Source organism: Paenibacillus thalictri, assembly GCF_004307995.1.
Lineage (GTDB): Bacteria > Bacillota > Bacilli > Paenibacillales > NBRC-103111 > Paenibacillus_AF > Paenibacillus_AF thalictri.
Map to the genome: position 1 here is coordinate 24584 of NZ_SIRE01000048.1, position 11983 is coordinate 36566.

The 11983-nt window shown below is 55.1% G+C and carries 8 protein-coding genes; 7 read left to right on the top strand and 1 reads right to left on the bottom strand.

Going from position 1 to position 11983, the window contains the following annotated elements:
- Nucleotides 1-27: 27 nt before the first annotated feature.
- On the bottom strand, nucleotides 28-216 hold the full coding sequence (locus EYB31_RS38600) for a hypothetical protein (protein WP_131018928.1): 189 nt from the start codon (nucleotides 214-216) through the stop codon (nucleotides 28-30).
- Nucleotides 217-555: 339 nt separating this feature from the next.
- Between EYB31_RS38600 and EYB31_RS38605 the strand changes: the two genes are divergently transcribed.
- The 7 genes from EYB31_RS38605 to EYB31_RS38635 all read left to right on the top strand — a co-directional run bounded on the left by EYB31_RS38605 (nucleotide 556) and on the right by EYB31_RS38635 (nucleotide 11850).
- Nucleotides 556-915: a Na-translocating system protein MpsC family protein gene (locus EYB31_RS38605; RefSeq protein ID WP_131018929.1), complete on the top strand. Its 360-nt coding sequence runs from the start codon at nucleotides 556-558 to the stop codon at nucleotides 913-915.
- Between the two features lie 263 nt (nucleotides 916-1178).
- Nucleotides 1179-3530: an FdhF/YdeP family oxidoreductase gene (locus EYB31_RS38610; protein ID WP_131018930.1), complete on the top strand. Its 2352-nt coding sequence runs from the start codon at nucleotides 1179-1181 to the stop codon at nucleotides 3528-3530.
- A gap of 557 nt (nucleotides 3531-4087) precedes the next feature.
- Nucleotides 4088-4825: a formate dehydrogenase accessory sulfurtransferase FdhD gene (fdhD, locus tag EYB31_RS38615; protein ID WP_131018939.1), complete on the top strand. Its 738-nt coding sequence runs from the start codon at nucleotides 4088-4090 to the stop codon at nucleotides 4823-4825.
- 85 nt (nucleotides 4826-4910) lie between these two features.
- On the top strand, nucleotides 4911-6683 hold the full coding sequence (locus EYB31_RS38620) for a sensor histidine kinase (RefSeq protein WP_131018931.1): 1773 nt from the start codon (nucleotides 4911-4913) through the stop codon (nucleotides 6681-6683).
- Nucleotides 6658-8304, top strand: a complete 1647-nt coding sequence (locus EYB31_RS38625) for a response regulator transcription factor (protein ID WP_131018932.1) — start codon at nucleotides 6658-6660, stop codon at nucleotides 8302-8304. The genes EYB31_RS38620 and EYB31_RS38625 overlap by 26 nt, the downstream gene beginning before the upstream one ends.
- A gap of 76 nt (nucleotides 8305-8380) precedes the next feature.
- Entirely contained in the window at nucleotides 8381-10651 is a 2271-nt protein-coding gene (locus EYB31_RS38630; protein ID WP_131018933.1) for a glycoside hydrolase family 3 protein, read from the top strand.
- A gap of 329 nt (nucleotides 10652-10980) precedes the next feature.
- Complete coding sequence (locus tag EYB31_RS38635) at nucleotides 10981-11850, top strand: ABC transporter permease (RefSeq protein WP_131018940.1); 870 nt, start codon at nucleotides 10981-10983, stop codon at nucleotides 11848-11850.
- Nucleotides 11851-11983 lie beyond the last annotated feature (133 nt).

Sequence of the window (11983 nt, forward strand, 5' to 3'; positions counted from 1 at the left end):
AGTCGAACTCCGCGTGGGCTCCGGGAATTATTTGAGCAACTCCTGCTTTGCCAACTGCAAGGCAGCGATTAATTGGTCAAGCTCGGCTACGGGCAGCTGCAGCGTCACATACCGAGGGCGGTAACCGCCGCTGGACACTTCGAGCATCGCCTGCTGCTGTTCTTCATCGGCAACAAGATGAATGTGATCGTTCTCGTAAATGGTTTTCCAAGCCATACAGTTCACTCCTTATCCAAGTCCAATATGGATTGGATTCTGGTTTATATTCGTATTCTACACTAGCAAGCGCGGTATTTGTTATAAGATATATTCCGTCGATAGGGTGAAAATGGATGTTCAGATAAGCAGGCTCAGTTGAGACGGAACCCCGATCCTGATCGGTGATATTGAGTGTGCTATATGCCGCATTTGCCGTATTTATGTTGCCGGATTGACGGGCCCGCAGCGCCACGCCGGGACGGGGATCACGTATTGTCATGATGGCGCTTTCTTGCTAATATGAAGATAATCCTTTTGTGCCGGGAAGGGACCTTGGCTGCAAGGATGGAGGAAGTCATGAACAAAACCGAAGCCGAATTCAGCAATCTCGTGAAGGCGTACCGCAAGCGTCATATGGGCAAAGGGCCGGCGAAAATCACGACCACCTTTTGCAAACGCTGGGCGATTTGCGAGATGGAGGGCAATCTGTCTCCCGTGGAAAAATTTATTGCCACAGCAAGCGACGGCAAACAAATGCTGCGCGCGGCGCGGACGGAGATGGTAAAGACCATCTACCGGACCCATCCGCCTGTGGAGATGGAGCAACTGCTTGAGGCGAAGTTCGTCGATTTGTTTGTTGATATCGATATTGATAAAGATGTCGGCATGTCCATCTTCGTGTTTGATCAAGACATCGAAACGAAATTCCGCGCATAAGCTGCAGTGAGCGCTGCGGTTGTGCCGAGCTAACCGGAGTCATCCGGAGTATATATACCGCGCAGTTGGCGCTTGGCAGCGAACCTGTTAAAGACTAACCGCCGTGAAACAGGACCTTTCCTTCAAGGGGATGGGCTGTTTAGCGGCGGTTTTTTTCGTTGAAAGTGCCGTTAAGAGCGCAAAGGGCTGGCTGAAATCTTCGAAGAAAGGCGCCGGCCGGAAGTAGTTCCAAGCGATAATCGGATAAGAGGAGTGAATGGACCATGGGTCAAACGAAACATACCGGACCGGTCAAGCTGCCTGCGCGGCCGGACCCGGCGTTATGGGTCAGCGCAGTCCCTTTTGGACTGGGCAAGGTGAAGCCGCATCACATTCGCGAGACAGCCAAGGTGGTGTGGGATAACCGCGATAATCTGCCTTACGCGTTCCGCATATTGACTCAAGGGGTATGCGACGGTTGCGCGCTGGGCGTATCGGGGCTTTATGACCGGACGCTGGCGGGTCCGCATGTTTGCACGACGCGGCTGAACGTGCTGCGTTTGAACACGATGCCGGCGATCAAGCCGGAAGTGCTGCACCGCGATATTGACGAACTGCGGCGCATGGACAGTACGGCGCTGCGCAAGCTGGGCCGCATTCCGTATCCGCTGATGCGCTTGCGCGGGGAGCGGTCGTTCCGGCGTGTGTCGTGGGACGAAGCGCTGGATTATGCAGCGGCGAAAATACGCGCGATCGATCCGAAGCAGTTGGCGTTTTATTTGACGGCTCGGGGGATTACTAACGAATCATATTATGCCGCGGCGAAGGTGGCGCGTCTGATCGGCTGCAACAATATCGATAACGCTTCGCGTATTTGCCATTCGCCGTCCAAGACGGCGCTGAAACGTTCGATCGGCGTCGGCGCTTCGACATGCAGCTATAAGGATTGGATCGGCACCGACGTGCTGCTGTTTTGGGGAAGTGTGGCTGCTACCAATCAGCCCGTATCGACGAAATACATGTATGCCGCTAAGCGGCAGGGCACAAAAATTATCGTTATCAATCCATATCGCGAACCGTCGATGGACGCATATTGGATTCCGTCGGTGGCGGAATCGGCGCTGTTCGGTACCAAGCTGGCCGACGATGTATACCAAGTGAATATCGGCGGCGATATCGCCTTCATGAACGGCGTGATGAAGGTGTGGTTCGAGATGGAGAAGCGGCAGCCGGGTTCGGCGATTGACCATGCGTTTGTAGCGGCGCATGCGGGCGGCTACGAGCAGCTTCGCGAGCATGTGCAGGCCCAAGATTGGGCCGATCTCGAGCGCTCTTCGGGCCTCTCCCGCGCCCGGATTGGCGAGCTGGCCGAACTGCTCGCCCGCGCCAGCTCCGCTGTGTTCGTATGGAGCATGGGGCTGACGCAGCACCGCTTCGGCACCGACAACATCTCGCAGGTCGCCAATTTAGCGCTGCTGCGCGGATTTCTTGGCCGCGAGCGCTGCGGCTTGATGCCGATCCGCGGCCATAGCGGCGTGCAAGGCTCGGGCGAGATGGGAGCGGACCCGTTCAGCCTGCCGGGCGGCGAATTCAAAGGCGCGGACATCGCGCGGATCGAGCGCTTATGGGGCTTCAAGCTGCCGGAATGGCCGGGTGACATCGTTGGGGTATCGCTGGAGAATGCGCTGCTGCCCGAGGGGAATGATCGGCAGCTGAAAATGTTTTATACATCCGGAGGCAACTTTCTGGAGACGATGCCGGATCCAAATTTCGTCCGGCGTTGTTTGGAGGCGGTGGATGTCCGCGTGCACCAGGACATCGTGCTGAATACGTCGACGCTGACGGATGCGCAAGAAGCGGTGATTGTGCTGCCGGCGATGACGCGGTATGAGCAGCCGGGCGGCGGTACATCGACGTCGACGGAGCGGATGGTTTATTTTTCGCCGGAAATCGACGGTCCGCGAATCGGCGAGGCACGGGCGGAGTGGCGGATCTACAGCGATTTGGCGGCCCGCGTCAAACCTGAGCTGAAGGAGCGGCTCGGGCTGGGCAGCGCGGCGGAGATTCGCCGGGAGATTGCGCTGGCGGCGCCGAATTACGACGGCATTCAGCATCTGGCACAGCGCGGGGATGTGTTTCAATGGGGCGGCGCCTGGCTGTGCGAAGACGGCGTTTGCCCAACGGAGGACGGGCGGGGACGGCTGCTGCCGATTGAGGTGCCGGAGCTGCGCAAGCCCGAAGGGCATTTTTATGTGACGACGCGTCGCGGCAAGCAGTTTAACTCGATGATATATGGCCAGACCGATCCGTTTAACGCGGCGGACCGCTACGATGTGCTGATGCACCCGGACGATGCCGGCATGCTGTCGCTGCGGGAAGGGGAAGCCATTGTCGTGTATAACGCTCACGGCACGTTTCAGGGCCGTGTTAAGACGGATGAGGTGCAGCGTGGGAACATCGCCGTGTATTGGCCTGAGGGCAATTGCCTGATTCCGAAGGGGGTATACGAAACGTATGCAGGCATTCCCGAATACAACACCGCGGTTGTTGTCGAAAAGGCGGAAACGTATCATGCGCATAAAGATACGAAGTATGTGGAGCGGCGTATCGAAGAGTTGGAGACCGAAATCGGCTAAAGCCGGGCCGGCCTTGGTGGAAGTTTGCTCCGAGCCTGCCGCCCGGTAATCGACAAAATGGAACAGTGCTAGGAGGGGAGTAAGCTATGACGGATGATAAGGAGAAGTCGAGAGAGGAAGCGTGTTCCCATGGCGCGAAACCCGTGGTTACAACCGTATGGAAGACGCTGAAATATGACGCGGGAGCGGTGCGCCGAATGGAGGCCGCGGGTAGTGCCGCTCCGGTACCGGGTGAGGGGGCAGATGGTGGCAGCGGTGTACCGGCAGGGGGAAGCGGGACGGGTGATGTACATGACGAGCATAATGGTGCAGATGGTGCAACCTCCGAAGTTTGCGGCAACGGCACTGGCACGGACATCCGCGCAGAGGACAGCAGCGCAGGAATCGGTCTATACGCCGCGGACAGCGGTACCGCCGGAATCGGCCATGCCAATGTCAGCAGCCGCGGCATCGGCCTAAATGCGGGGAGCGGCATCGGCAAAACCGATGCGCCGGGCCCAGGATGCGCGGCCGCGACCGACTCGGCCAGGCTGCCCTCTGCCGCCCACTTCGGGTTCATGGAAGTGGAAGAGGAGGTTGCCGCCGAATACCCGCTGACCGTCAAGCTCGACGGCGCGGAATTTGCTACGCTGGTTTGCACGCCCAGCGATTTGGACGATCTGGTGGTCGGTTTTCTTGCTTCCGAGGGCATCATCCGCACAGTCGGCGATATAACGCGGTTATCGCTTGACGAGGGCACAGGTTTCGCTTATGCCGAGCTGCGCAACAAGCAAGCCGGAGCGGCGCTGCGCGAGCTTGTCTCCAAGCGTTTTATCGGCTCCTGCTGCGGCAAAAGCCGGCAGTTTTATTTGGCCAGCGATGTGCGCACGGCCAAAACGGTGACCTCGCGTGTCACTGTGACCGCGGCGCAAATTTTTGCGCTGATGGCGCGCCTGCAGACGAGCTCCGACGACTTCCGGCGCACCGGAGGCGTGCATAACGCCGCGCTCTGCACGGCGGAAGAGGTGCTTGCGGTGCGGACCGATATCGGCCGCCATAACGCGCTCGACAAGCTGTACGGCCATTGCCTGCGCCGGGGCATCCCGGCCAAAGATAAAGCGATCGTCTTCAGCGGGCGCGTCTCCTCCGAGGTGCTGCTGAAAGCGGCGAAGCTGGGAGCGGGCCTGCTGCTGTCGAAGTCGGCTCCCACCGACTTAGCGCTGCAGCTGGCGCACGATTTGGGTATCACCGTGGTCGGATTTATCCGCGGCGAGCGGCTGAATGTGTACACGCACCCGGAACGGGTGTTGCTATAATTTGTTTTAATCCCGAACTCTTTATGAAAACGCTAACATCGATTACAATACTAAAAAAGGGGCGAGGGATGGAGCTGAGCGACAGATGACACTAAGATGGTTAAAATCGCTGCAAAACAAGCTGCTTTTCGTACTGGTGATTCTCATTCTTCCTTCCAGCGTCATGCTGCTTTACTACAACTTTAACGCAGTTGGCGTCATTCGCAATCAGGTTGCCCATTCCAACGGAAATTTGCTGAACATGTACATGGGCACGGTGGATAAAGAACTGGAGGATGTCGATAAGTACTTGTTTAATTTAATTGCCAAAGAACCGGATTTGCTGGCGCTGGACGTACCCGAGCAAAATAACCCCGAGCTGTACAATCTGGCCCGCATCAGGTTGAACAACAGGTTATGGAACGATGTCGTGTATTACGACAACATCGATATGTTTTTCATTTATTCCGCGGTAAACGGCGACCTGGTGTCCGCCCGGTCGCAGCAGCTGACTTACCCCGAGGTGGAGAGGCTGAAAAGCGAGATTCAAAGCTTGTTTCCCCAAAACGGAAGCCCGGCGCAAGAACGTAAGTTGTGGTTTCTGTATCCCGATTCTTCCGCCGCTTCTCTGTACCGGCTAATCCGTTACGGCAACGTATATATTGGGGCCTCGATGAACATACAACAGCTGATGCTGCCGTTTGCGTCGGCCGATCTTGGGCCGGAGGGTAAATTCGTGTTGGCGGACGCGGATTACCGGCCCGTTGTGAGCGATCCGGCCATTCAACAGGCGGGCATTTTATTCCATCCGACCGAAGACGCGTACAGCATTATAGGAGAGTCCAATCCGTATATGGTGGTCGGCAAAAGCTCGCAAAAAGGGGCGTTCAGCGTTCACGCGCTTATCCGCGACGACCAAATCATGGAGAACATTCCGTACTTGCGCAGGATCGTCATGCTCATTGCGTTAGGAACGCTGGTTGTGCTGCCGATCGTCTACTTCTTCTTGCGGCAAACGGTGCTTGTCCCGATGAAACGGGTCGTATCGGCGATGCGTAAGATCAAGTCCGGCGATTGGGAGGTGCGAATGGATCCGCAGGCGTCCTCCACCGAATTTTCCCTCATTAACGAAACGTTTAATACGATGGCCGCGCAAATCAAAAAGCTGAAAATCGACGTATACGAAGAGCAGCTGCAGAATCAGAAATCCGAGCTGAAGCACCTTCAACTGCAAATCAATCCCCATTTTTTTCTAAACGCATTAAACATTATTTATCATCTGGCTCAGGTGAAAAATTTCGCTTTGATTCAAGAGATGTCCCTCAGTCTTGTGCATTATTTCCGCTACATGTTCCGCAGTAACATGTCTTTTGTACCCATTAGGGACGAGCTTGAGCATACGCGCAACTATTTGAAAATTCAGGAGTTAAGGTTTCCGGGCAAGCTGACCTCCGCCATTTTCGCGGAGGAGGTTCTAGCTTCCTGCTTGGTGCCGCCGCTGGTGTGCCAGACTTTTGTCGAGAACGCTATTAAACATGCGGTGTCCATGGATTCGTCGCTTCACATTACGGTGGAGGTATACGCCGATAGTGACGATCCCGCCATCATGTGGATTGTGATCGGCGATTCGGGGAAAGGCTTTCACCCGGACGTACTGAGCAAGCTGCAAAGCGGCGCCGATCTGGGAGGAGATCAGGGAACGCATATCGGAATATGGAATATTAAACGCAGATTGCGTTTGCTGTACCCTGAAGAAAGCACCGCGATGTATTTTTCCAATGCCGACGTTCAAGGGGCGCGTATCCAAATAAGACTGCCGGTTGTATATCCCGAAACGATGGAGGCGGAACACAATGTATCAAGTATTGCTCGTGGATGATGAACATTATGCCCTGGAAGGGCTTAAATCGGGCGTGGACTGGGACAAATTTGCAATCGATCAAATCCATCTCGCCTACAATATACGCCAGGCTAAAGAAATTATCGAGCGGCATCCCGTCGATTTTCTGATTTGCGATATCGAAATGCCAGAGGGCAGCGGGATCGAGCTGCTTGTTTGGGTAAGGGAGCATTACCCTGAGAAGGAATGGATTTATTTGACCTGTCATGTCGATTTCGGTTATGCGCAGCAAGCGGTGCAGCTCGGTAGCTTAGATTATTTGCTGAAGCCGGTTCGGTACGGAGAGCTGGAAAACGTGATACGTAAAGCGCTGGATAAGGTGGATAAACGGCGACAGGAGCATGCATTCAAACAAAATTACGACCATTATTACGGACTGTGGAAAATGCATCAGCCTCTGATTGTCGAACGGTTTTGGCTCGATTTGCTTGGCCGTACGTTGTCCGCAAGTCCCGCGGATATCCAAAGCGAGCTGCTTCAGCGCAGCATTTCCTATCATGAGCAGGAACGGTTCGTCCCGGTGCTGATCGTTGTGCAGAGATGGCATCGCAAGCTGTCGCCAAGAGACGAGAAGATCATGGAATATGCCATGAGAAACGCTGCGGCGCACAGCCTGATTCCCGGGAACGATATGGGCCAAGTCGTGCCGCTGCAAGGAGGGGGGATGCTACTGGCATTGCTCCCTTTGGAACATAATGAACAAACCGGCGGCGCGGGTTGGCGGGGAACATGCCGTGCTTTTATCCGCTTCTGCAACCAGCATATGTACTGCGATATATCGTGTTATGTCGGTATGCCCGCCCGCTTTCACGAGATGATCGGCATGGTGGAGAAGCTGCACGTATTGCACCAAAGCAACGTATCGGCGGTCAACGCCGAGCTTCTTGTAGAAGACGGTCCCGGCAAGCAGATGGCGGCTCGGGAGGCTAAGGACAGCGAGCTGCCGGCAATGAACGAGTGGACCGAGCTGCTGAAGCTGGGCGAGCGGGAGAAGCTGCTAACCCGAATACGGGCATTTTTGCAGCGGGTGCAGACCGAAGAACGGGGCAATGCGAAGCTGCTCCATTACTTTTACCACGATTTTATCCAGATGTTGTACCATGTGCTGCAGCTTAAGGGCTTGAAAGCCCGCGAAATTTTCTCCGAGCATATTGCGCCGGAGCGGGCGGCATCGCTCACCCGCTCTGTTTTCGAGCTGAACGAGTGGGCTGAACATATGATTGAAATTGCGCTCGCCAGCATGGATGAACGGGAGGAAAGCCAGACCGTGCTGGACAAGGTGATGCGTTACGTCGCGGAAAACATCGATCAGCCGCTCACCCGCAAGGATATCGCCAACCATGTGTACTTAAATCAGGACTATCTCGCCAAGCTGTTTAAAAAGCAAACCGGCCACAACTTATCGGATTATGTCGTAGGGGAGCGGATGAAGCGGGCCAGGTCGATGCTGGAGAACAGCGGCATGTCGATCGGCGATGTGGCTGTGGCGGTCGGCTACTCCAGCTTTTCGTATTTTTCAAAAACGTTCAAAGGCAAGTTTGGCATGACCCCGCAGGAATTTCGCGCCGACGGCGGTAAAATCTCCGATTATTTACAATGACCGGTCTGATTTGCGTTAGAGCGTAACAGGGGGGCAGGTATACAATGAGAGTAGAGTGAAACGAGGAGGCGGGAACATGGAGCAAAACAAACGGCAGGATCAGGAGCTTGCGGATATTCGTTACGTCCCTAACGAAGGAGGCCCGACATTGGGTTATTCGGCTTCATCAGGGGTCGGGATTATATACCGGGACGGTCTGGCTTTTAAAGATTTAAGCCGTAGTGGCGAACTCGAACCCTATGAGGATTGGCGGTTGTCTCCCGAAGAGAGGGCGCAGGATTTAGCGTCCAAAATGTCGGTCGAGCAGATCGCCGGCCTGATGTTGTACAGCAGCCATCAAGCGGTGCCCGGCGTGCTTGGCTGGAATCCGGCGGCTTACAGGGGAAAGTCGTTTGCGGAAAGCGGGGCGGATCCCTACGATCTGTCCGATCAGCAGCGGGAATTTATATCCCGCGACCATATCCGGCATGTGCTTGTCACGAAGGTGGACAGCCCGGAGGTTGCGGCGAAGTGGAGCAACCTGCTGCAGTCGTATGCGGAGAGCCTGCCGCTGGGCATCCCGGTCAACAACAGTTCGGACCCGCGGCACGGCTTGGACGCTTCCGCCGAGTTCAAGGTCGGCGGGGGCAAGCAGGTGTCGGTCTGGCCGGAATCTCTTGGTCTTGCCGCCACTTTTGATCCGGACATCGCGCAAAAGTTCGGCGAGGTGGCGTCGCAGGAATATCGCGCGTTAGGTCTGACCACCGCCTTGTCGCCGCAGGTGGATATCGCTACCGATCCGCGTTGGTTCCGCTTTGGCATGACGTTTGGCGAAGACCCGCGGCTGGCGGCGGATATGGCCCGCGCTTATATCGACGGCTTCCAGACCTCGTCCGGGGGAGCGGTGATTGCGGACGGCTGGGGTTACGACAGCGTTAATGCGATGGTGAAGCATTGGCCCGGCGGCGGCTCCGGCGAAGCGGGGCGGGATGCGCATTTCGGGTACGGCAAATACGCCGTATATCCGGGTAACAATTTCGATGAGCACCTGATTCCTTTTACAGAGGGCGCTTTCCGCTTATCCGGCGGAACGGGAAAGGCCTCTGCGGTCATGCCGTATTATACGATCTCTTATGAGCAAGACAAGAAAAACGGCGAAAATGTAGGCAACTCCTACAGTTCTTATATCGTTAATGATTTGCTTCGTGAAGGAACCGGCTACGACGGTGTCGTCTGTACGGACTGGGGAATTACAAGCGACGAACCGCGGGATATTTCCAAACTGTTCCCGGGCGGCCGCTGTTGGGGTGTGGAAGAAGGTTATACGGTGGCGCAGCGCCATTACAAGCTGCTGATGGCCGGAGTCGACCAGTTCGGAGGAAACGATCAAGCCGGGCCTGTCGTCGAAGCTTACCGGATTGGCGTCGAGGAGCACGGGGAAACGTGGATGCGCAACCGATTTGAGCAGTCCGCGGTGCGTCTGCTGAAAAATATGTTCCGGCTTGGCTTGTTCGAAAATCCGTACTTGCGGGTGGAGGAAACTTGCGCCAAGGCCGGCTGCGACGAATTTGTCCAAGCCGGCTTGGAAGCCCAGATGAAATCGCTTGTGCTGCTGAAAAACGAAGGCGGAACGTTGCCGCTGCAGCGGGGCAAAAAGGTGTACATCCCCAAAAGGGCGCTCCCGCCCGGCACAAGCTGGCTGGGGATGCCTACGCCTGCAGTGAACGGCTACCCGGTTAATCTGGACGTCGTGAAGTCATATTTTGAAGTAACGGAGCGGCCGGAGGAGGCCGATTACGGCTTGGTATTTATCGAAAGCCCCCATTCGACGATGGGCTACAGCAAAGCCGATGCGGAAGCGGGCGGGACGGGATATGTGCCGATCAGCCTGCAATACGGCCCGTATACGGCGGAGCATGCCCGCACGGCCAGTATGGCCAAAGATCCCCGGGAATTGCGCGACCGGTCCTATCAGGGCAAAACCGTCACTGTCGCCAATGCCGGCGATCTTGAGATGGTGCTTGATACGCGGCGTCTGATGGAAGGCAAACCGGTTATCGTTGCTTTATTGCTGTCTAATCCGGCTGTTGTCGGCGAATTCGAATCATCGGCAAGCGCCATTGTGGCGCATTTCGGAGCCGAAGTACGGGCCGTTATGGAGCTGCTGACCGGAGCCGCCGAGCCCAGCGGGCTGCTGCCGTTCCAAATGCCGGCGCATATGAAGACGGTGGAGGAACAATGCGAAGATGTGCCGCATGACATGGAAGTTTACGTCGATTCCGCCGGCCATGCCTATGATTTTGCCTTCGGGTTGAACTGGAGCGGTGTCATCCGGGATGCCCGCACGGCCAAATACGCCAAAGGGTAACCGGCCCCCCATTTAGCGCGAAAAAGCCTTCAAAACCACAATTCAGTGGGTTTGAAGGCTTTTTTGCTGCAGCGGCTAGGACAAGCGCACTAGGAAATCGCCGTTACGTTTGACGCTGCTCCGAATTTTTACAATGACAAGTCTGCTTTGCGTTAGAAGGAGGCGGCCAGAACGTTATAGAATGAGGTCAATCCCAACAAAAGAGAGGAGCAGCGCGATTGAACACCGCGGAAACGATCAAACGAGGGCAGACGCGCGGAGCCGTATTCAAGAAAAATGCTGCCGGCGTGTCGTTTAAAGCTTACTGGAAATACAGCCCGCTTTATTTGATGATGCTGCCGGGTATCGCTTATTTTTTAATCAACAATTATTTGCCTATGTTCGGACTTGTTATCGCATTTAAGGACATTAATTTTGCCAAGGGGATATGGGCAAGCGATTGGGTAGGGTTTAAAAACTTCGAATATTTGTTCAAAACAAAGGACGCCTGGATCATTACAAGAAACACCATTTTGTATAACGGCCTGTTTATCGTGCTGAATCTGGCGGCTGCGTTAACTGCGGCGATCATCCTGAATGAAGTGCGGCGCCAACTGCTGAAGCGGGTGTACCAGAGTTTGATTTTGCTCCCGCACCTGATCTCGTCGGTCATCATCGGATATCTCGTTTATGCGATGCTGAGCATGGAAACCGGGTTTGTCAACAAAACGCTGCTGCCTTGGCTTGGGATCGGAGAGATCGCCTGGTACAGCGAACCGCAGTATTGGCCGTTTATTCTTCCGCTTGTGAGCATGTGGAAGCAGGCGGGATATTTATGCGTGATCTATCTGGCTTCAATCATCGGCATCGACAAAGAATACTACGAAGCTGCGAAGATCGACGGCGCATCGAAGTGGCAGCAAATTCGCGGCATTACGATACCGCTGATTATGCCGGTCATCATGATTATGACGCTGCTGCAAATCGGCCGCATTTTTTATTCCGACTTTGGTTTGTTTTATCAGGTGCCGCTCAACTCCGGGGCTATACTGGATACGACCAACGTCATCGACACTTACGTATTCCGCGCATTAATTACGCTGGGGGATGTATCGATGTCTTCGGCCGCCGGGGTTTATCAGTCGCTGGTCGGGTTTGTGCTTGTGCTTACGGCGAACTATATTACCCGCAGAATCAACAAGGACAATGCCTTGTTCTAAATCAAGAAAAGTCCAGCGGTAATATGTCAAGTCCTGATCTGTGAAAATTGGAAATTGTTTTACCACGGTTGAGGTGGGAATCAGGAAAAATGGCAACACCAAGCTAAACCCAGTCGAAAACCGAAGTATCTTC